The organism is Pseudomonas sp. R4-34-07 (genome assembly GCF_003852375.1).
Lineage (GTDB): Bacteria > Pseudomonadota > Gammaproteobacteria > Pseudomonadales > Pseudomonadaceae > Aquipseudomonas.
Window position 1 is genome coordinate 1,377,528 of sequence record NZ_CP027760.1, and the last position, 21,759, is coordinate 1,399,286.

General features: G+C 60.1%; 18 protein-coding genes. 17 read left to right on the plus strand and 1 reads right to left on the minus strand.

Annotation, left to right across the window (positions count from 1 at the left end; all coding sequences use genetic code 11):
- Positions 1-15 precede the first annotated feature (15 nt).
- The 15 genes from bamA (at position 16) to ispD (ending at position 18,635) form a co-directional block, all read left to right on the plus strand.
- Entirely contained in the window at positions 16-2,403 is a 2,388-nt protein-coding gene (gene bamA / locus C4J85_RS06195; RefSeq protein WP_124366116.1) for an outer membrane protein assembly factor BamA, read from the plus strand.
- A 45-nt stretch (positions 2,404-2,448) separates the two neighbouring features.
- Complete coding sequence (locus C4J85_RS06200) at positions 2,449-2,952, plus strand: OmpH family outer membrane protein (protein ID WP_003172279.1); 504 nt, start codon at positions 2,449-2,451, stop codon at positions 2,950-2,952.
- A gap of 3 nt (positions 2,953-2,955) precedes the next feature.
- On the plus strand, positions 2,956-4,011 hold the full coding sequence (lpxD, locus tag C4J85_RS06205; protein WP_124409230.1) for a UDP-3-O-(3-hydroxymyristoyl)glucosamine N-acyltransferase: 1,056 nt from the start codon (positions 2,956-2,958) through the stop codon (positions 4,009-4,011).
- Between the two features lie 111 nt (positions 4,012-4,122).
- On the plus strand, positions 4,123-4,563 hold the full coding sequence (gene fabZ, locus C4J85_RS06210) for a 3-hydroxyacyl-ACP dehydratase FabZ (protein WP_003172281.1): 441 nt from the start codon (positions 4,123-4,125) through the stop codon (positions 4,561-4,563).
- On the plus strand, positions 4,560-5,336 hold the full coding sequence (gene lpxA, locus C4J85_RS06215; RefSeq protein ID WP_124361615.1) for an acyl-ACP--UDP-N-acetylglucosamine O-acyltransferase: 777 nt from the start codon (positions 4,560-4,562) through the stop codon (positions 5,334-5,336). Before fabZ ends, lpxA begins: the two co-directional genes overlap by 4 nt.
- 2 nt (positions 5,337-5,338) lie before the next feature.
- Positions 5,339-6,478 (plus strand): lipid-A-disaccharide synthase, encoded by a 1,140-nt coding sequence (gene lpxB / locus C4J85_RS06220; protein ID WP_124409231.1) that lies wholly within the window; start codon positions 5,339-5,341, stop codon positions 6,476-6,478.
- Positions 6,475-7,107: a ribonuclease HII gene (gene rnhB, locus C4J85_RS06225; protein ID WP_124366119.1), complete on the plus strand. Its 633-nt coding sequence runs from the start codon at positions 6,475-6,477 to the stop codon at positions 7,105-7,107. Before lpxB ends, rnhB begins: the two co-directional genes overlap by 4 nt.
- Positions 7,108-7,184: 77 nt before the next feature.
- A complete protein-coding gene (gene dnaE / locus C4J85_RS06230; RefSeq protein WP_124366120.1) occupies positions 7,185-10,706 on the plus strand; it encodes a DNA polymerase III subunit alpha in 3,522 nt (1,173 codons plus the stop codon).
- A gap of 152 nt (positions 10,707-10,858) precedes the next feature.
- Entirely contained in the window at positions 10,859-11,806 is a 948-nt protein-coding gene (locus C4J85_RS06235; RefSeq protein WP_016976871.1) for an acetyl-CoA carboxylase carboxyltransferase subunit alpha, read from the plus strand.
- A 162-nt stretch (positions 11,807-11,968) separates the two neighbouring features.
- On the plus strand, positions 11,969-13,279 hold the full coding sequence (gene tilS, locus C4J85_RS06240) for a tRNA lysidine(34) synthetase TilS (protein WP_124409232.1): 1,311 nt from the start codon (positions 11,969-11,971) through the stop codon (positions 13,277-13,279).
- A gap of 273 nt (positions 13,280-13,552) precedes the next feature.
- Positions 13,553-15,184, plus strand: a complete 1,632-nt coding sequence (locus C4J85_RS06245; protein ID WP_124361620.1) for a CTP synthase — start codon at positions 13,553-13,555, stop codon at positions 15,182-15,184.
- A 5-nt stretch (positions 15,185-15,189) separates the two neighbouring features.
- A complete protein-coding gene (kdsA, locus tag C4J85_RS06250) occupies positions 15,190-16,035 on the plus strand; it encodes a 3-deoxy-8-phosphooctulonate synthase (RefSeq protein WP_124366122.1) in 846 nt (281 codons plus the stop codon).
- Between the two features lie 156 nt (positions 16,036-16,191).
- Complete coding sequence (gene eno / locus C4J85_RS06255) at positions 16,192-17,481, plus strand: phosphopyruvate hydratase (protein WP_124366123.1); 1,290 nt, start codon at positions 16,192-16,194, stop codon at positions 17,479-17,481.
- A 171-nt stretch (positions 17,482-17,652) separates the two neighbouring features.
- Entirely contained in the window at positions 17,653-17,931 is a 279-nt protein-coding gene (gene ftsB, locus C4J85_RS06260) for a cell division protein FtsB (RefSeq protein WP_057723188.1), read from the plus strand.
- Positions 17,928-18,635 (plus strand): 2-C-methyl-D-erythritol 4-phosphate cytidylyltransferase, encoded by a 708-nt coding sequence (gene ispD / locus C4J85_RS06265; protein ID WP_124409233.1) that lies wholly within the window; start codon positions 17,928-17,930, stop codon positions 18,633-18,635. Before ftsB ends, ispD begins: the two co-directional genes overlap by 4 nt.
- Before the next feature lie 119 nt (positions 18,636-18,754).
- Here the strand turns inward: ispD and C4J85_RS06270 are convergent, their stop codons facing one another.
- Positions 18,755-19,651 (minus strand): LysR substrate-binding domain-containing protein, encoded by an 897-nt coding sequence (locus tag C4J85_RS06270; protein WP_124409234.1) that lies wholly within the window; start codon positions 19,649-19,651, stop codon positions 18,755-18,757.
- A gap of 109 nt (positions 19,652-19,760) precedes the next feature.
- Between C4J85_RS06270 and C4J85_RS06275 the strand changes: the two genes are divergently transcribed.
- Positions 19,761-20,873 (plus strand): S-(hydroxymethyl)glutathione dehydrogenase/class III alcohol dehydrogenase, encoded by a 1,113-nt coding sequence (locus C4J85_RS06275; protein ID WP_124369889.1) that lies wholly within the window; start codon positions 19,761-19,763, stop codon positions 20,871-20,873.
- Between the two features lie 8 nt (positions 20,874-20,881).
- A complete protein-coding gene (fghA, locus tag C4J85_RS06280) occupies positions 20,882-21,727 on the plus strand; it encodes an S-formylglutathione hydrolase (protein WP_124406468.1) in 846 nt (281 codons plus the stop codon).
- Positions 21,728-21,759 lie beyond the last annotated feature (32 nt).

Consider the following 21,759-nt stretch of genomic DNA (forward strand, 5'->3'; position numbering starts at 1 on the left):
ATAAGAAAGGACTTCATGAAACGTCTGCTGCTAACTGCGGTTCTCACCGTATTGATGATCGCCGAAGTTCACGCCGAGTCCTTCACCATCTCCGATATTCGCGTCAACGGCCTCCAGCGGGTTTCCGCGGGTAGCGTCTTTGGTGCCTTGCCGTTGAACGTCGGGGAACAGGCTGATGATCGTCGCCTGGTGGAATCCACTCGTGCGCTGTTCAAAACCGGGTTCTTTCAAGATATCCAACTGGGTCGCGAAGGCAACGTCCTGGTCATCACCGTCGTCGAGCGGCCTTCCGTCGCGAGCATCACGATCGAAGGTAACAAGGCCATCTCCACTGAAGACCTGATGAAGGGGTTGAAGCAGTCGGGCCTGGCCGAGGGCGAAATCTTCCAGCGCGCCACCCTCGAAGGTGTGCGTAACGAGCTGCAACGCCAGTACGTTGCCCAGGGCCGCTACTCGGCAAGCGTGGAGACGGAAGTCATCCCGCAGCCGCGTAACCGGGTAGGCCTGAAGGTCAATATCAACGAGGGCACCGTGGCGGCCATCCAGCACATCAACGTGGTGGGCAACACCAAGTTCGCGGATGAAGACCTGATCGACCTGTTCGAACTCAAGACCACCAACTGGTTGTCGTTCTTCAAGAACGATGACAAGTACGCCCGTGAAAAACTGTCCGGTGACCTGGAACGCCTGCGCTCCTACTATCTGGACCGTGGCTACATCAACATGGACATCGCTTCGACCCAGGTGTCCATCACCCCGGACAAGAAGCACGTCTACATTACCGTCAACGTTAACGAAGGCGAGAAGTACAAGGTTCGTGACGTCAAGCTCAGCGGTGACTTGAAGGTGCCTGAAGACCAGGTCAAGTCCCTGTTGCTGGTCCAGAAAGACCAGGTGTTCTCGCGCAAGCTGATGACCACCACCTCGGAGCTGATTACCCGTCGCCTGGGTAACGAAGGCTATACCTTCGCCAACGTCAACGGCGTGCCGACCCCGAACGATGAAGACCACACCGTGGACATCACCTTCGTCGTCGATCCGGGCAAGCGTGCCTACGTCAACCGCATCAACTTCCGTGGCAACACCAAGTCCTCGGACGAAGTGCTGCGTCGTGAAATGCGCCAGATGGAAGGCGGTTGGGCGTCGACTTACCTGATCGACCAATCCAAGACCCGTCTTGAGCGCCTGGGCTTCTTCAAGGAAGTCAACGTCGAAACTCCGGCCGTACCGGGTGTGGATGACCAGGTCGACGTGAACTACGCCGTTGAAGAGCAAGCCTCGGGTTCGATCACCGCCAGCGTCGGTTTTGCACAGAGCGCGGGTTTGATCCTGGGTGGTTCCATCACCCAGAACAACTTCCTCGGTACCGGTAACCGTGTATCCATCGGCCTGACCCGAAGCGAATACCAGAGCCGATACAACTTCGGCTACACCGACCCCTACTGGACTGCAGATGGTGTGAGCCTGGGCTACAACGCCTTCTACCGCACCACCGACTACAAAGACCTCGACGTCGACGTTGCAAGCTATGCGATCGACAGCCTCGGTGCCGGCGTCAACGTGGGTTATCCGATCAGTGAGACCTCGCGCCTGACCTTCGGCCTGACCGCGCAGCAGGATGAGATCAAGACCGGTGTGTACACCGTGGATGAAATTTTCGACTTCACCCGTCGTGAAGGCGACAAGTTCCTGAACTTCAAGGCGTCTGCCGGCTGGTCCGAGTCGACCCTGAACAAAGGCGTACTGGCGACCCGTGGTCATTCCCAGAGCCTGACTGCGGAAGTCACCACGCCGGGCAGCGACCTGTCGTTCTTCAAGCTCGACTACCGTGGCCAGTTGTTCCAGCCGTTGAGCGACAACTACACCATGCGCCTGCACACCGAGCTGGGCTATGGCGACGGTTATGGTTCGACCAATGGCTTGCCGTTCTATGAGAACTACTACGCGGGTGGTTTCAACTCGGTACGTGGTTTCAAGGACAGCACCTTGGGTCCTCGTGGTACGCCGAGCCGTGGTCAGGCGTTTACTGGTAACCAGGGCACGCAAGTGGACTCCGACAACGACCCGCTGCCTTTCGGTGGTAACGTGTTGATCCAGGGTGGTGCGGAAATTCTGTTCCCGTTGCCATTCGTGAAAGATCAGCGTTCCCTGCGCACCTCGGTCTTCTGGGACGTCGGTAACGTGTTCGACTCCAAGTGCGACCAGATCACCAACCCGAGTGGCGTGAAGTCCAACACCCAGTGCAACGATGTGAGCCTGAGCAATATGGCCAGCTCCGTCGGTGTGGGTGTGACCTGGGTGACTGCGTTGGGCCCGTTGAGCTTTGCTCTGGCCATGCCGATCAAGAAACCGGATAACGCTGAAACCCAGATTTTCCAATTCTCCCTTGGCCAGACGTTCTAAGCGTCTGACCTAAGATAACGACAACGGATTCTGTAGGAGTACATCGTGCGTAAGTTGACTCAATTGGTCCTGCTGGCCACTGTGCTGGTAACCACCCCGGCCTTCGCCGAAATGAAAATCGCCGTGCTGAACTATCAGATGGCCCTGCTGGAATCTGACGCGGCCAAGAAGTACGCCGTGGATGCAGAGAAGAAATTCGGTCCGCAATTGACCAAGCTTAAAACCCTGGAAAGCAGCGCCAAAGGCATCCAGGACCGTCTGGTTGCCGGTGGTGACAAGATGCAGCAAGGCGAGCGCGAGCGTTTGGAGCTTGAATTCAAGCAAAAGGCCCGTGACTACCAGTTCCAATCCAAGGAACTGAACGAAGCCAAGGCTGTTGCCGACCGCGAAATGCTCAAGCAGCTCAAGCCGAAACTCGACAGCGCCGTGGAAGAAGTCATCAAGAAGGGTGCCTTTGACCTGGTGTTCGAGCGTGGCGCAGTGATTGACGTCAAGCCTCAATACGACATCACCCGCCAGGTGATCGAGCGCATGAACCAGCTGAAGTAAACCATGACCGCGACCATCAAGCTCGGCGAGTTGGCCGAGTTCCTGGGAGCCACCTTGCGTGGTTCCCCGGAGAAAGACATCACTGGGCTAGCCACCTTGCAGGAGGCTGGCCCAGCTCAGTTGAGCTTCCTCGCAAATCCTCAATACCGTAAATACCTGGTCGATTGCCAAGCCGCAGCCGTGTTGCTGAAGGCGGCTGACGCCGAAGGGTTTATCGGGGATGCGCTGGTAGTGGACGACCCCTACCTGTGCTACGCGAAAGCGTCGCACCTGTTCGATCCCAAGCCTGAGGCGGCTGGCGGTATTCACCCGTCAGCGGTGATCGCCGAGGACGCCCAGGTCGATCCGGCGGCCAGCGTTGGCGCCTTTGCCGTGATCGAAAGCGGCGCGCGTATTGGCGCAGGCGTCACCGTCGGCGCGCATTGCTTTATCGGCGCGCGTTGCGTCATCGGTGCCGATGGCTGGCTGGCGCCTCGCGTCACCCTTTACCACGATGTGCGTATTGGGCAGCGGGTGGTCATTCAGTCGGGCGCGGTGATCGGCGGTGAAGGCTTCGGCTTTGCCAACGCCAAGGGTGTCTGGCACAAGATCGCCCAGGTGGGCGGCGTATTGATCGGCGACGACGTAGAGATCGGCGTCAACACCGCTGTCGATCGCGGGGCCCTGGCCGATACCGTGATTGGCAATGGCGTGAAGCTCGACAACCAGATTCAGATCGCCCACAACGTGCAGATTGGCGATCACACCGCCATGGCCGCCTGCGTGGGGATTTCCGGCAGCACCAAAATCGGCAAGCATTGCATGCTCGCCGGTGGCGTGGGGCTGGTGGGGCATATCGATATTTGCGACAACGTCTTCATCACCGGCATGACCATGGTCACTCACTCGATTACCGAGCCAGGGGCTTATTCATCCGGTACCGCCATGCAGCCAGCGGCTGAATGGCGCAAGAGCGCAGCGCGTCTGAGGCAGCTCGACGACATGGCGCGACGTCTCAAACAGCTGGAAAAGCGTGTTGCAGACGTGACCCCTGGCGGTAATGCTTCATCAGAAGGCTGATACCATTTCCATATCAAGTGTGCACAGCCGCTAGACTGCCTCCTTGATTTGCTAGCGGGGCGTGCTTTTAGTCCGCCCGCCCCCAATCTTTATTACAGGCTTCCCCCCGAAATGATGGACATCAACGAGATTCGCGAATACCTGCCTCACCGTTACCCGTTCCTGCTGGTGGACCGAGTAGTGGACCTCAATGTTGAGGAAAAGCGCATTCGTGCCTACAAGAATGTCAGCATCAACGAACCGTTTTTCAATGGTCACTTTCCTGCGCATCCCATCATGCCGGGCGTGTTGATCATCGAAGCAATGGCCCAGGCTGCCGGTATCCTTGGTTTCAAAATGCTCGACCTCAAGCCTGCCGACGGCACGCTCTACTATTTCGTGGGCTCCGACAAGTTGCGTTTTCGCAATCCGGTCACCCCGGGTGACCAGTTGATCCTGGAAGCCAAGTTCATCAGCTGCAAGCGCCAGATCTGGAAATTCGAATGCCAGGCCTCGGTGGATGGCAAGCCGGTGTGCTCTGCCGAGATCATCTGCGCGGAACGCAAACTATGAGTTTGATTGACCCTCGCGCAATCATCGATCCGTCGGCCGTACTGGCCGCCGACGTTGAGGTCGGCCCTTGGTCGATCGTCGGCGCAGGTGTGGAAATCGGCGAGGGGACTGTCATCGGGCCGCACGTGATCCTCAAGGGTCCGACCCGCATTGGCAAACACAATCGCATCTACCAGTTTTCCTCGGTAGGCGAAGACACCCCGGACATGAAGTACAAGGGTGAAGAAACGCGCCTGGTAATCGGTGACCACAACATCATCCGTGAAGGCGTGACCATTCACCGTGGCACCGTGCAGGATCGGGCAGAGACCACGCTGGGGGATCACAACCTGGTGATGGCCTATGCGCATATCGGCCACGACAGCGTGATCGGCAACCACTGCATCCTGGTCAACAACACCGCCTTGGCCGGGCATGTGCATGTGGACGACTGGGCGATCCTGTCCGGTTTCACCCTGGTGCACCAATATTGCCATATCGGCGCCCACAGCTTTTCCGGCATGGGCACCGCCATCGGCAAGGATGTCCCTGCATTCGTCACGGTGTTCGGCAACCCCGCTGAGGCCCGCAGCATGAATTTTGAAGGGATGCGCCGTCGCGGCTTCAGCGACGACGCGATCCAAGCCCTGCGCCGCGCCTACAAGACGGTTTACCGTCAAGGGCTGACGGTTGAGCAGGCCCTGACCGAACTGGCCGAGCCGGCAGCGTCGTTCCCGGAAGTCGCGGTGTTTCGCGACTCGATCCAGGCGTCGACTCGCGGCATCACCCGCTGACCATGGCCAAGTTGCGTATCGCACTGGTCGCCGGCGAAGCTTCCGGCGATATTCTCGGTGCCGGCCTGATGCGGGCCCTCAAGGTCCAGCACCCGACCATCGAATTTATTGGCGTCGGTGGCCCGCTGATGCAGGCCGAAGGCCTCACCTCCTACTTTCCGATGGAGCGCCTGTCGGTCATGGGTTTGGTAGAAGTACTGGGGCGCCTGCGTGAGTTGCTCGCGCGTCGCAAGCTACTGATCAAGACGTTGATCGAAGAAAAGCCCGACGTCTTTATCGGTATCGATGCCCCGGACTTCACTCTCAACATTGAACTCAAGTTGCGCCAGGCCGGGATCAAGACGGTTCACTATGTCAGCCCGTCCGTGTGGGCGTGGCGGCAAAAGCGCGTGCTGAAGATTCGTGAAGGCTGCGACTTGATGCTGACCCTGCTGCCGTTCGAAGCGCGGTTCTACGAAGAGAAGGGCGTGCCGGTGCGGTTTGTCGGGCATACCCTGGCCGATGCCATTCCTTTGCAGGCCGACCGTGCCGCAGCGCGTACCGAACTGGGGTTGCCCGATGGCCCGCTGGTCGCACTGATGCCGGGTAGCCGGGGCGGTGAAGTCGGGCGCTTGGGTAGCCTGTTCTTTGATGCTGCCGAACGTCTGCAAGCGCTCAAGCCGGGCATTCGTTTTGTACTGCCGTGCGCCAGCCCGCAGCGTCGCGCACAAATCGAAACACTGCTTGAAGGGCGCAACCTGCCGTTGACCCTGCTCGACGGTCAGTCGCACCTGGCCCTGGCCGCCTGCGATGCCGTACTGATCGCCTCAGGCACCGCCACTCTGGAAGCCTTGCTGTACAAGCGTCCCATGGTTGTGGCCTATCGCCTGGCGCCGCTGACCTTCTGGATTCTCAAGCGGATGGTCAAGAGCCCGTATATTTCTTTGCCCAATCTGCTGGCCCAACGGTTGTTGGTGCCGGAGTTGTTGCAGGACGATGCTACGCCCCAGGCACTTGCACAAACGCTGCTACCCTTGATTGACGGCGGCGAAGAGCAGACCCGTGGTTTCGATTCGATTCATCGCACTCTGCGGCGTGATGCCTCGAACCAGGCGGCTGATGCCGTGTTGAACTTGATCGGCCATAGACAGGAAGCCTTATGAGTACGCAGATGGGCCTGGATTTCAGCCTGGTTGCACAGGCCCACGAACTGGTCGCCGGTGTCGACGAAGTCGGGCGCGGCCCGCTGTGCGGTGCGGTCGTAACGGCGGCGGTGATTCTCGACCCGAACCGTCCGATCCTTGGCCTCAATGACTCGAAAAAGCTCACCGAAGCCCGCCGTGAAAAGCTCTATGACGAGATCTGCGAAAAAGCCCTGAGTTGGCATATCGCTCGGGCAGAAGTAGAAGAAATCGATGAACTGAACATCCTGCACGCCACCATGCTTGCCATGCAGCGTGCGGTTGAAGGGCTGCATATCACGCCCAGGCTGGCGATGATCGACGGCAATCGTTGCCCCCAGCTGGCGATGCGCGCTGAAGCCGTGGTCCAGGGTGACAGCAAGGTGCCGGCCATTGCGGCGGCGTCGATTTTGGCCAAGGTCAGCCGCGACCGCGAAATGGCGGCGTTCGACTTGATTTACCCCGGCTACGGCATGGGCGGCCACAAGGGCTACCCGACGCCCGTTCATCTGGAAGCCTTGGCGCGACTCGGCCCTACGCCGATCCATCGCCGCTCGTTCGCCCCGGTGCGCCAGGCTTATGAGCTGCGCGAGAGCCTCAGCGAGGTGTAGTCGCGAGGCTGATGTTTTGCTCAAGGCCCGGTACAATCCCGGGCCTTGTTGTTTCCACGTTACTGCACAGGATCACTATGCCGGCTTCATTCGTTCATCTACGCCTGCACACTGAATACTCCCTGGTCGACGGCCTCGTACGGATCAAACCGCTGGTCAAGACCCTGGTGGGCATGAACATGCCAGCGGTAGCGGTTACCGACCAGAACAACATGTGTTCCCTGGTCAAATTCTACAAAAACGCCATGGGCGCAGGTATCAAGCCGATCTGCGGCGCCGATCTGTGGCTGTCCAACAAGGATCCGGATAACCCCCTGAGCCGCATCAGCCTGCTGGCGATGAACGGCGTGGGTTATCGCAACCTGACCGAACTGATTTCCCGTGGCTTCATCGATGGTCAGCGCAACGGCTCGATCATCATCGAGCGCGAGTGGGTCGCGCAAGCCAGCGAAGGCTTGATCATGCTCTCGGCCGCCAAAGAGGGCGAGATCGGTATCGCGCTGCTCGGCGGCAACCCGCAGGAAGCCGAAGTGCTCGCCCGCGAGTGGATGCAGGTGTTCCCTGACCGCTTCTACCTGGAAGTGCAGCGCACCAATCGCCCCAACGATGAAGAGCACCTGCACGCCGCCGTGGCCCTGGCCGACAAGCTGGGCGCGCCGCTGGTGGCAACCAACGATGTACGTTTTATCAAGAAGGAAGATTTCGAGGCCCACGAGACCCGCGTGTGCATCGGCGAGGGCCGGGCCCTGGATGACCCGCGTCGCTCCAAGAACTACAGCGAAGAGCAGTACCTCAAAAGCGCCGAGGAAATGGCCGAGCTGTTCAGCGACTTGCCCGAGGCCTTGGAAAACTCCGTCGAGATTGCCAAGCGCTGCAATATCGAAGTGAAGCTGGGCAAGCACTTCCTGCCCAACTTCCCGATTCCCGATGGCATGACCATCGACGAGTACTTCCGCAAGGTGTCGTTCGACGGCCTGGAAGAGCGGCTCAGCGTGCTGCTGCCCAGGGACACCACCGAAGACTACGAAGCCAAGCGCCAGGTCTACGTCGACCGGCTGAATTTCGAGCTGGATATCATCATCCAGATGGGGTTCCCCGGTTACTTCCTGATCGTGATGGACTTTATCCAGTGGGCCAAGAGCAACGGCGTACCGGTCGGTCCGGGCCGGGGGTCAGGTGCTGGCTCGCTGGTGGCCTACGTGCAGAAGATCACCGACCTCGACCCGTTGGAATATGACCTGCTGTTCGAACGTTTCCTCAACCCGGAACGGGTTTCCATGCCCGACTTCGACGTCGACTTCTGCATGGACGGTCGCGACCGCGTGATCGAGTACGTGGCCGAGAAATACGGTCGCAATGCGGTCAGCCAGATCATCACCTTCGGTTCCATGGCGGCCAAGGCGGTTATCCGCGACGTGGCACGGGTGCAGGGCAAATCCTACGGCCTGGCCGACCGCCTGTCGAAGATGATCCCGTTCGAAGTGGGCATGACCCTGGAAAAAGCCTACGAACAGGAAGAGATTCTGCGCGACTTTATCAAGGTCGATGAAGAAGCCGCCGAAATCTGGGACATGGCACGCAAGCTCGAAGGTGTGGTGCGTAACGTCGGTAAACACGCCGGTGGCGTGGTGATCGCGCCCACCAAGCTGACCGACTTCTCGCCGATCTACTGCGATGAAGAGGGCGGCGGCCTGGTGACCCAGTTCGACAAGGATGACGTGGAGGCGGCCGGCCTGGTGAAGTTCGACTTCCTCGGCCTGCGCACCCTGACGATCATCGACTGGGCGCTCAAGACCATCAACCGCGACCGCGCCAAGGTCGGCGAGGAACCGCTGGATATCGCCTTTATCCCGCTGGACGACAAACCGACCTACAGCCTGCTGCAAAAAGCCGAAACCACTGCGGTGTTCCAGCTTGAGTCGCGCGGCATGAAGGAGCTGATCAAAAAGCTCAAGCCCGACTGCCTGGAAGACTTGATCGCACTGGTGGCCCTGTTCCGTCCGGGGCCGCTGCAATCGGGCATGGTTGATGACTTTATCAACCGTAAGCACGGCCGCGCCGAACTGGCGTACCCGCACTCCGACTATCAGTACGAAGGCCTCAAGCCGGTACTGGCGCCAACCTACGGCATCATCCTGTATCAGGAACAGGTGATGCAGATCGCCCAGGTGATGGCGGGTTACACCCTCGGCGGTGCGGACATGCTGCGTCGCGCCATGGGTAAAAAGAAACCCGAAGAAATGGCCAAGCAACGCGGCGGTTTCATCGAGGGCTGCGCCACCAACAATATTGACGCGGACCTGGCCGGTAACATCTTCGACCTGGTAGAGAAATTCGCCGGTTACGGCTTCAACAAATCCCACTCCGCTGCGTACGGCCTGGTGTCGTACCAGACCGCCTGGTTGAAAGCCCACTATCCGGCGCCGTTCATGGCCGCGGTACTCTCGGCGGATATGCACAACACCGACAAGGTCGTGACCTTGATCGAGGAAGTGCGCACCATGAAGCTGCGCCTCGACGCGCCGGACGTGAACGCCTCGGAGTTCAAGTTCACGGTGAACGACGAAGGCCGCATCATTTATGGCCTCGGCGCGATCAAAGGCGTGGGTGAGGGGCCGGTGGAAGCCATCACCGAGGCGCGTCAGGACGGGCCTTTCAAGGATCTGTTCGACTTCTGCGCGCGGGTTGACCTCAAGCGTATCAACAAGCGCACCCTCGATGGCTTGATCCGCAGCGGTGCGCTGGACCGTCTCGGTCCGTATTTCCATGATGAGCCGAAGGCTTACCAGGCCAATATCGACCGCAACCGCGCGGTGTTGCTCACCGCCATGGAAGAAGCGATCAAGGCCGCCGAACAGACTGCCCGTACCCATGACAGCGGCCACGCCGACCTGTTTGGCGGACTGTTCGTCGAAGAAGATGCGGATGTGTATGCCAACCACCGCAAGGCCAAGGAGCTGACTCTCAAGGAACGTCTCAAAGGTGAGAAAGACACCTTGGGCCTGTACCTCACGGGTCACCCGATTGACGAGTACGAAGGCGAGATTCGCCGGTTCGCCCGTCAGCGCATCATCGACCTGAAGCCGGCCCGGGATACCCAGACGGTTGCCGGCATGATCATCGCCCTGCGGGTGATGAAAAATAAGAAGGGCGACAAGATGGGTTTTATCACCCTCGACGACCGCTCGGGCCGGATCGAAGCGTCACTGTTTGCCGACGCGTTCCACTCCGCCCAGTCGCTGCTGCAGACCGACGCCATGGTGGTGGTGGAAGGGGAGGTCAGCAACGACGACTTCTCCGGCGGCCTGCGCCTGCGCATCAAGCGCGTGATGAGCATGGAAGATGCACGTACCAACCTGGCCGAAAGCCTGCGCCTGAAGGTCAAGACCGAGGCGCTCAAGGGCGATCAGCTACGCTGGTTGGGTGACCTGCTCAAGCGTCACCGTGGTGCGTGCCCGGTGACCATGGAGTACACCGGCAACGACGCCAAGGCCATGTTGCAGTTTGGCGAGACCTGGCGAATCGATCCCGCTGACGGCTTGATTCAAGCATTGCGTGACCAGTTCGGCCGTGACAACGTCTTTCTCCAATACCGCTGATGGCCAGGCGCTTGCTTTTCCCTGAAGAGTATTCGCCTGATCTCGGCCAAACATTTAATCTCGACCTAAACGCGCCTCTCCCTTAAGGTAGGGCGCGAATAGACAACCGGCTGGCCAGGCACCCCTTGGCCGTCGACCCAAGACGGACGCTTATGAACCCGAATTTTCTTGATTTCGAACAGCCGATCGCTGACCTGCAGGCCAAGATCGAAGAGCTGCGCCTGGTCGGCAATGACAATTCGCTGAATATCGGCGATGAGATCGCCCGCCTGCAAGACAAGAGCAGTACGCTCACCGAAGACATTTTCGGCAAGCTGACCAGCTGGCAGATCGCGCGCCTGGCTCGCCACCCGCGCCGTCCGTACACCCTGGACTATATTCAGCACATCTTCACCGAGTTCGACGAGCTGCATGGCGACCGCCATTTCTCCGACGACGCGGCTATCGTGGGCGGTATCGCTCGGCTGGACGACCAGCCGGTAATGGTGATCGGCCATCAGAAAGGCCGTGAAGTGCGCGAAAAAGTGCGTCGCAACTTCGGCATGCCGCGTCCGGAAGGCTACCGCAAGGCTTGCCGTCTGATGGAAATGGCCGAGCGCTTCAAGATGCCAATCCTGACCTTCATCGACACCCCAGGTGCCTACCCAGGTATCGATGCCGAAGAGCGCAACCAGAGCGAAGCGATTGCCTGGAACCTGCGCGTCATGGCGCGCCTCAAGACGCCAATCATCGCCACCGTGATCGGTGAGGGTGGTTCCGGCGGAGCACTGGCCATTGGCGTCTGCGATCAACTGAACATGTTGCAATATTCGACCTACGCGGTGATTTCGCCGGAAGGTTGCGCCTCCATTCTGTGGAAAACCGCCGAAAAGGCGCCGGACGCTGCTGAGGCCATGGGCATCACCGCTGATCGCCTCAAGGGCCTGGGGATCGTTGATAAAGTCATCGCCGAGCCATTGGGCGGCGCGCATCGTGATCCGGCTGCGGCTGCCGCGACTATCCGTGCCGAACTGGGCTCGCAACTGGCGATGCTCAAGAAGCTGGATAACGAAGCGCTGCTGGCCCGTCGTTACGAGCGTCTGATGAGCTACGGTCTCTAAGCCGACGCCGTAACTCAATGTGGGAGGGGGCTTGCCCCCGATAGCGGTGGACCCGTCACGAGATTCGGTGACTGACACTCAGCAATCGGGGGCAAGCCCCCTCCCACATTTGCTTTGTGTATGCTTGGCCAACGTATTCCAGGTTTGCGGCGTTACTATCTGATGAAGCCACTCCTATCCGCCAAGCTCCTGCAAACCCTGGCCCCCTGGCGCAACGCCCCGGCCTGGCATGTCGCTTTTTCGGGTGGGCTCGATTCCACCGTCCTGTTGCATCTGCTGGCTTCTCTGGCAAACATTCCTCCTCTGCGTGCTGTGCATGTTCACCATGGCCTGCAAACTGCCGCTGACGCCTGGCCCGGCCATTGTCAGCGAGTGTGTGACGGCTTAAACGTGCCCTTGCGGGTGATGCGCGTGCAGGTACAGCCCGGCGCCAGCCTTGAACGCGCGGCCCGTGACGCGCGTTATCTGGCCTTTGCCGAGGTGACCGGGGCAGGGGAGGTGCTGCTCACCGGCCAGCATCGCGACGATCAGGCTGAAACCCTGTTGTTCCGCCTGCTGCGCGGCGCCGGGGTGCGTGGGCTTGCGGCAATGCCCGCGCATCGCGCTTTGGCGCAAGGTCATCTGGTGCGCCCGCTGCTGGACGTCACGCGTGTCGAGCTGGAAGCCTACGCCCAGGCCCATCATTTACAGTGGATCGAAGACCCTTCGAACGCTGACCCACGTTTCTCCCGTAATTATCTGCGGCACCGCGTCTTCCCGGTGCTGGCGCAGCGCTGGCCTCAAGTGGTGTCAAGCCTGGCCCGCACGGCTGAACATCTGGAGCAAGCCCAAGGCTTGCTCGATGAGCTGGCCGCCATGGACCTGCAGCGCGCCGATCACCCCTCGCTGTTTCCCTGGTTGCCTTTGCGCTCCCTGGCCCTCGCGCCCTTGCGCGAGCTTTCCGATGCACGCCAGCGCAACGCGCTGCGCCATTGGCTGGCTCCACTCACCCGCCTGCCCGACAGCGACCACTGGGCTGGCTGGTATTCCATGCGCGATGCCAAGGATGATGCGCAGCCCCTATGGCGTCTGGCTGACGGCGAGCTGCACCGCAGCGGCGAGCGCATCTGGTGGCTGCCCTCTACATGGTCGGAATTTTCCGACGCATCGGTGAGCTGGCCCCATCCGCAAAAACCATTGGAGTTACCCGGCAATGGTCAGTTGAAACTGATTGGCGAGGCGCCTGAAGGTCCGCTGGAAATCCGCTACCGCCAGGGCGGTGAAATCATCGAAGTGCCAGGCCGTGGCCGGCGCGACCTGAAACGCCTGTTCAATGAGTGCGGCATGCCTGGGTTTGTCCGTGGCAGATTGCCGCTGCTCTATCGGGGCGAGCGATTGCTGGCTGTCCCAACCCTTGCGGGGCTATGGGCCGGCACGCCGAACGACTGGCAATTGCATTGGTTGCCACAGACCTGCGATCAAGGTTTGAGCTGATAGAGCCTTTCCGGTAGACTACGCTCCCTTCTTGATACAACTTCTGTGGATTCGCCTGAATCGCAGCAGTTGCCGATTACCAAGCAGTCTTTGCTGGGCGATTCCAAAAAATGTGTAGCGATCAACGTACCGGTGTTCCATTGCTGGTCTGTCACAACGCGGCGGTTTTTTTGAAAGGTGCACTGTGATTAATGCAGGTGATCGGGGGCTTCGGCCTCTCTTCGCTTTCCCCGGCGGCTCGTACCGCTTTAACGCAGACTTCTAGGGTTTTTCATGACGCGCTACATATTCGTCACGGGCGGTGTTGTTTCTTCATTGGGGAAAGGCATTGCCTCCGCTTCATTGGCGGCCATCCTGGAGGCGCGGGGGCTTAAAGTCACCATGCTCAAGCTGGACCCCTACATCAACGTCGACCCGGGCACCATGAGCCCGTTCCAGCACGGTGAAGTGTTCGTCACCCATGACGGCGCCGAGACCGACCTGGACCTGGGCCACTACGAGCGGTTCATCCGCACGACCATGACCCAGAACAACAACTTCACCACCGGCCGTGTCTACGAGCACGTGCTGCGCAAGGAGCGCCGTGGTGACTACCTGGGTGCAACCATCCAGGTGATCCCGCACATCACCGACGAAATCAAGCGCCGCATCATCAAGGGCGCGGGCGATGCCGACGTGGCGATGGTCGAGATCGGTGGCACCGTGGGTGACATTGAATCCCAACCGTTCCTCGAAGCCATTCGCCAGTTGCGTTTCGAAGTCGGCGCCAAGCGCGCGATGCTGATGCACCTCACCCTGGTGCCGTACATCGCCACTGCCGGCGAAACCAAAACCAAACCAACCCAGCACTCGGTCAAGGAACTGCGTTCCATTGGCTTGCAGCCGGACGTGCTGGTCTGCCGCTCCGACCACCCGATCGATATTTCCTCGCGTCGCAAGATCGCGCAGTTCACCAACGTTGAAGAGCGTGCGGTGATCGCCCTGGAAGACGCCGACACCATCTACAAGATCCCGGGCATCCTGCATTCCCAGGGCCTGGATGATTTTGTGGTCGAGCGTTTCGGCCTGCAGTGCAACGGCGCGGACCTGTCCGAGTGGGAAGCCGTGGTCGACGCCAAGCTCAACCCTGAGCATGAAGTCACCATCGCCATGGTCGGCAAGTACATGGAACTGCTCGACGCGTACAAATCCCTGATCGAAGCGATGAGTCACGCCGGCATCAGCAATCGTACCAAGGTCAACCTGCGCTACATCGATTCCGAAGACATCGAGAACCAGGGCACCGCCCTGCTCGAAGGCGTGGACGCGATCCTCGTTCCCGGCGGTTTCGGCCTGCGTGGGGTGGAAGGCAAGATCACCGCCGTGCAATACGCTCGCGAGAACAAGGTGCCCTACCTGGGTATCTGCCTGGGCATGCAAGTGGCCGTCATCGAGTTCGCTCGTAACGTGCTGGGCTGGAAAGACGCCAACTCCACCGAGTTCGATCACACCAGCGGCCACCCGGTCGTGGGCCTGATCACCGAGTGGGAAGACGCCACCGGTGCCGTCGAAACCCGTACCGAAGCCTCCGATCTGGGCGGCACCATGCGCCTTGGCGCACAGGACTGCCTGCTGGAAGCCGGTTCGTTGGTACACGACTGCTACGGCAAGGACGTGATCGTCGAGCGTCACCGTCACCGCTACGAAGTGAACAACAACCTGCTGCCGCAGATCAAGGAAGCGGGCCTGAAGATTTCCGGCCGCTCCGGTGACGGCAAGCTGGTTGAAGTGGTCGAGGCACCGGATCATCCGTGGTTCGTGGCCTGTCAGTTCCACCCTGAGTTCACCTCGACGCCGCGCGACGGTCACCCGCTGTTCAGCGGTTTCGTCAAAGCGGCACTGACGCAACATCAGAAGAAGGCATAACCCTGATGGCCCAGAAGATCATTCGCGTAGGCGACATCGAGATTGCCAACGACAAGCCCATGGTGCTGTTCGGCGGCATGAACGTACTGGAAAGCCGCGACATGGCGATGCAGGTCTGTGAAGAGTACGTGCGGGTTACCCAGAAGTTGGGGATCCCCTATGTATTCAAGGCCAGCTTCGACAAGGCCAACCGTTCGTCCGTGACCTCCTATCGCGGCCCGGGCCTTGAAGAAGGCATGCGGATCTTCCAGGACATCAAGCAAGCCTTCGGCGTGCCGATCATCACTGACGTCCACGAGCCCGAGCAGGCTGCCGTGGTCGCCGAGGTGTGCGACATCATCCAGTTGCCGGCCTTCCTGTCGCGCCAGACCGACCTCGTGGTCGCCATGGCCAAGACTGGCGCGGTGATCAATATCAAGAAAGCCCAGTTTCTCGCGCCCCAGGAAATGAAACATATCCTGAGCAAATGCGTGGAAGCGGGTAACGACCAGTTGATCCTGTGCGAGCGTGGTTCGAGCTTCGGCTATAACAACCTCGTGGTGGACATGCTCGGTTTCGGCATCATGAAACAGTTCGAATACCCGGTGTTCTTCGACGTGACCCACGCGCTGCAAATGCCCGGTGGTCGCGCCGATTCCGCCGGCGGTCGCCGTGCCCAGGTGCTGGACCTGGCCAAGGCGGGCATCAGCCAGTCCCTGGCCGGCCTGTTCCTGGAAGCCCACCCGGACCCGGACAACGCCAAGTGCGACGGCCCCTGTGCCCTGCGCCTGGACAAGCTGGAGCCGTTCCTGGCCCAGCTCAAACAGTTGGACGAACTGGTCAAGAGTTTTCCGACGGTAGAGACCGCGTAAGCGTCGTTTCTCCGGTAGAATTTCCCACGCTTTATGCTCAGGCCCCAGGCCTGAGCCTTGTCGTCTGCAAGCTTGCCCTGTTGTTCCACCCTTGCGGTCGGTCAAAAGATTTCCTTCAGCTGCGTCGTTTTCGTCAACTTTGGAGTGTTTACAACAATGGCAAAAATCGTCGACATCAAAGGTCGTGAAGTTCTCGACTCCCGTGGCAACCCCACCGTCGAAGCCGACGTGCTTCTCGATAACGGCATCATCGGCAGCGCCTGCGCGCCGTCCGGTGCTTCCACAGGTTCGCGCGAAGCGCTGGAACTGCGTGATGGCGACAAGAGCCGTTACCTGGGCAAGGGTGTACTCAAGGCGGTAGCCAACATCAACGGCCCGATCCGTGACCTGTTGCTGGGCAAGGACCCGCTGGACCAGAAAGCCCTGGACCACGCGATGATCAAGCTCGACGGCACCGAAAACAAAGGCAGCCTGGGCGCCAACGCGATCCTCGCCGTGTCCCTGGCCGCCGCCAAGGCCGCCGCCCAGGACCAGGACCTGCCGCTGTACGCGCACATCGCCAACCTGAACGGTACGCCGGGCGTGTACTCGATGCCGGTGCCGATGATGAACATCATCAACGGTGGCGAGCACGCCGATAACAACGTCGACATCCAGGAATTCATGGTGCAGCCGGTTGGCGCCAAGACCTTCTCCGAAGGCCTGCGCATGGGCACCGAGATTTTCCATCACCTCAAGGCTGTGCTGAAGGCCCGTGGCCTGAGCACTGCAGTGGGTGACGAAGGTGGTTTTGCGCCGAACCTGGCGTCCAACGAAGATGCACTGAAAGTGATCTCCGAAGCTGTGGCCAACGCCGGCTACACACTGGGCACCGACGTGACCCTGGCCCTGGACTGCGCTGCCAGCGAATTCTTTGAGGACGGCAAGTACAACCTGTCCGGCGAAGGCCAGGTGTTCAACTCCGAAGGCTTTGCCGAATACCTGAAGGGCCTGACCCAGCGCTACCCGATCATTTCGATCGAAGACGGCCTGGATGAGTCCGACTGGGACGGCTGGAAAATTCTCACCGACAAGATCGGTGAAAAAATCCAGTTGGTGGGCGACGACCTGTTCGTGACCAACACCAAGATCCTGAAAGAAGGCATCGACAAGAAGATCGCCAACTCGATCCTGATCAAGTTCAACCAGATCGGCACCCTGACCGAAACCCTGGAAGCCATCCAGATGGCCAAGGCTGCGGGCTACACCGCCGTGATCTCGCACCGCTCCGGCGAAACCGAGGATTCGACCATTGCCGACCTGGCCGTGGGTACCTCGGCGGGCCAGATCAAGACCGGTTCCCTGTGCCGTTCCGACCGCGTGTCCAAGTACAACCAATTGCTGCGCATCGAAGAGCAATTGGCGGGTAAAGCCAAGTACAACGGTCGCAGCGAGTTTCGCGGCTGAGCAGTAAATGGTAAAAAGTCGGCCGATTGCGTCGGAAATCTCACGACAGTGGGCATTTCGGCGCTAATCTGCTGACTGACAAGCACAAGCCTGGTTTATCCAGGCTTCGTGCTATCAGTTGCTGCAAAAGGTTTGCATGACTGTCTTTTTTCACTGGATACCCGGATTTCGATGCGCAGTCCCAATTGGTTGTTCCTCGTCTTGCTCTTGTTGCTGGCTGGCCTGCAGTACCGCCTATGGGTCGGTAACGGCAGCTTTGCGCAGGTGGAAGAGCTGACCCAGCAAATTGCCGACCAGCACGCCGAAAACGAACGTCTGCTGGAGCGCAACCGCGTGCTTGATGCCGAAGTGCTTGAGCTGAAAAAAGGCACGGAGACCGTCGAAGAGCGGGCGCGTCATGAACTGGGCATGGTCAAGGAGGGCGAAACCCTCTACCAGTTGGCCCAATGAACACCGAGTTACCGGCCTTCTGGGCCGTGATTCCGGCCGCGGGTGTTGGTGCCCGTATGGCCGCCGACCGTCCCAAGCAGTATCTGCATCTGGGCGGGCGCACCATTCTCGAACACAGCCTTGGCTGTTTCCTTGACCACCCTGCGTTGCAAGGGCTGGTGGTCAGTCTTGCGGCTGATGACCCCTACTGGCCCACCCTGGCGTGTGCCGCCGACCCGCGTATTCAGCGTGCGGATGGCGGATCGGAGCGCTCAGGTTCCGTGCTCAATGCGCTGCTGCAGCTCAATGCTCTGGGCGCCCGTGATGAAGATTGGGTGCTGGTGCACGATGCAGCGCGGCCCAATCTGAGCCGTGATGATCTCGACAAGCTATTGGGTGAACTGGCTGACGATCCCGTGGGTGGCCTGCTGGCCGTGCCGGCCCGTGACACCCTCAAGCGCGTCGACAAACACGGCCGTGTCGTCGAGACCGTTGATCGTAGCCTGATCTGGCAGGCCTTTACGCCCCAGATGTTCCGCCTGGGCGCCTTGCACCGCGCCTTGGCGGACAGCCTGGTGGCCGATGCGGTGATCACCGATGAAGCCTCGGCCATGGAATGGTCCGGCCAGGCACCACGCCTGATCGAAGGGCGTTCGGACAACATCAAGGTGACGCGGCCGGAAGATCTTGAGTGGCTGCGGTTGCGCTGGGTTAACCGCAGGTAGTCAGGCGCACCGCGTCGACTTCATCGCAGGCAAGCCAGCTCCCACATTTGATTGGGTTCACAGATCAAAATGTGGGAGGGGGCTTGCCCCCCGATGCGGCCTGGTCAGGCAACAAATAATCACCCGCTGTACTCCGGCCTCCCAGCCAACCCCTCCTTCAAGAAATCCACCAACTTCCTGACCTTCGGCGATAAATGCCGCTGCTGCGGATACAACGCCCACACCGCCGTATTCGGCGGCTGATGCGCCTCCAGCAGCGACACCAGCGCGCCACTGTGCAAGTGCTCCAGCACGTAATAGTCCGGCAACTGGCACAGCCCCATGCCTTGCAGCGCAGCGTCCAGCACCGCCTGCCCACTGTTGCAGCGCCAGTTGCCCTGCACCCGCTGGGAAAATTCGCGGCCGTCCTGGGCCAGTTGCCAGATATCCGAACTGCCGATCAGGCAGTTGTGCCGACTCAATTCCGACAAACTGTGTGGTCGACCATACCGGGCCAAGTAGGAAGGTGACGCACACAAATACATGCGTCGCGCAGCCAGGCGGCTGGCAACCATGCGTGAGTCTTGCAGGCGCCCGAGGCGAATCGCCAGGTCGAGGCCCTCGTGCACCAGGTCCAGCGGGCGGTTGCTCAGCTCGATATCGACGCGCAACTGTGGATAGAGCGCCATGAACGCTGTTACCAGCGGCACGATAAAGCGTTCGCCATAGGCCACGGCGCAGGTCATGCGCAACATGCCCTTGGGTTCGCTGGCCAGGTCACCCACGGCGCGCAGGGCTTCTTCGCGACCGTCCTGCAAGCGCTGGCAATGTTGCAGGAACGTCTGGCCCGCTTCGGTCAGCGTCACTTTGCGCGTACTGCGATACAGCAGGCGGGTTTGCAGTCGTTCTTCCAGGCGCGCCACCTGGCGGCTGATATGGGACGACGATACCCCCAGGCGCTCGGCCGCCGCCGTGAATTGGCTGCACTCGGCCACGGCGACGAACTCATCAATGCCTTCCCAGCGATTTTCCAGCATGACCATTGTCCCTATACAGCAATAATGTTTTGCTTTTACCTGGATTATTAATCAATCAGCCATGTTTTACACTGGTCCAATCAACTTTTACTCCATGGAGAAACCCCGGATGATCAAGTCCCGCGCCGCCGTAGCCTTCGAAGCCAAGAAACCCCTTGAGATTGTGGAAGTCGATGTCGCCATGCCCAAGGCGGGCGAAGTGCTGTTGCGCGTGGTCGCGTCCGGCGTGTGCCATACCGACGCCTACACGCTTTCAGGCGCAGACCCGGAAGGGATCTTCCCGTCGATCCTTGGCCATGAAGGCGGTGCCGTGGTCGAGGCCATTGGCGAAGGCGTAACCTCGGTGGCCGTCGGCGACCATGTGATCCCGCTGTACACCCCGGAATGCGGTCAATGCAAATTCTGCCTGTCCGGCAAGACCAACCTGTGCCAGGCCATCCGTTCCACCCAGGGCAAGGGCTTGATGCCTGACGGCACTACGCGTTTCTCCTACAAGGGCCAGCCGATTTTCCACTACATGGGTACCTCGACCTTCTCCGAGTACACCGTGCTGCCGGAAATCTCCGTCGCCAAGATTCCTAAAGAAGCGCCGCTGGAAAAGGTCTGCCTGCTGGGCTGTGGCGTTACCACCGGTATCGGCGCGGTGATCAACACCGCCAAGGTCAAGCCGGGTGACACCGTGGCCATCTTCGGTCTGGGCGGTATCGGTCTGTCGGCGGTGATTGGCGCGGTGAAAGCAAAGGCTGGCCGCATCATTGCCGTCGACATCAACCCGGCCAAGTTCGAAATCGCCAAGCAACTGGGCGCGACCGACTGCATCAACCCGAAAGACTATGACCGCCCGATCCAGGACGTGATTGTCGATTTGACCGATGGCGGCGTGGACTTTTCCTTCGAGTGCATCGGCAATGTCCAACTGATGCGTGCGGCCCTGGAGTGCTGCCATAAAGGCTGGGGCGAGTCGGTGATCATTGGCGTGGCCGGTGCCGGCCAGGAAATCGCCACCCGTCCGTTCCAACTGGTGACCGGTCGCGTCTGGCGCGGCTCGGCCTTCGGCGGCGTACGCGGGCGTACAGAATTGCCAAGCTACGTGGAAATGGCCCAGACCGGCGAGATCCCGCTGGATACCTTCATCACCCACACCATGGGCCTGGAAGACATCAACAAAGCGTTTGACCTGATGCATGAAGGCAAAAGCATTCGTACCGTCATCCATTTCTGAGGTCGGCCATGAGTCTGGAAAACCTGTCCTGCCAGAAAAGCTTCGGCGGCTGGCATAAACGCTATAAGCATCATTCCGCTGTGCTTGATTGCGACATGACCTTCGCCGTCTACCTGCCGCCGCAGGCGGAGCAGGGCGGCAAGCTACCGGTGTTGTATTGGCTGTCCGGGCTGACCTGCACCGACGAGAACTTCATGCAAAAGGCCGGTGCCCATCGCATGGCCGCCGAGCTGGGCTTGATCATCGTGGCGCCGGATACCAGCCCGCGCGGCCCCGGTGTGCCGGATGACCCGGATAGCGCCTGGGACTTTGGCCTGGGCGCCGGGTTCTATCTGAACGCCACCCAGGAACCCTGGGCCAGGCATTATCGGATGCATGACTATGTGGTGCAGGAATTGCCGGAGTTGGTGGAGGCGCATTTCCCGGCGTCAGACAAGCGGGGCATCAGCGGCCACTCGATGGGCGGCCACGGTGCGTTGGTCTGCGCGCTGCGCAACCCTGGGCGTTACCAGAGCGTGTCGGCGTTTTCGCCGATCAACAATCCGATGGACTGCCCCTGGGGCCAGAAAGCCTTCTCCCGTTACCTGGGAGAAGAGCGCTCGAAGTGGCGCGAATGGGATGCCTGCGTGCTGATAAGCGAAGCGTCGGAACAGTTGCCGCTGTTGGTGGACCAGGGCGATCGCGACGATTTCCTCACCGTGCAGCTCAAGCCCGAGGCCTTGCAGCAAGCCGCCAAGGCGGCCGGTCATCCGCTGGAACTGCGGCTGCAACCCGGCTACGACCACAGCTACTTCTTTATCGCCAGCTTCATCGATGACCATTTGCGCCATCATGGTCGTGCTTTGCTCGGTTAATGTGAGGCAAAAGTAGGTAGAATCACGCCCTG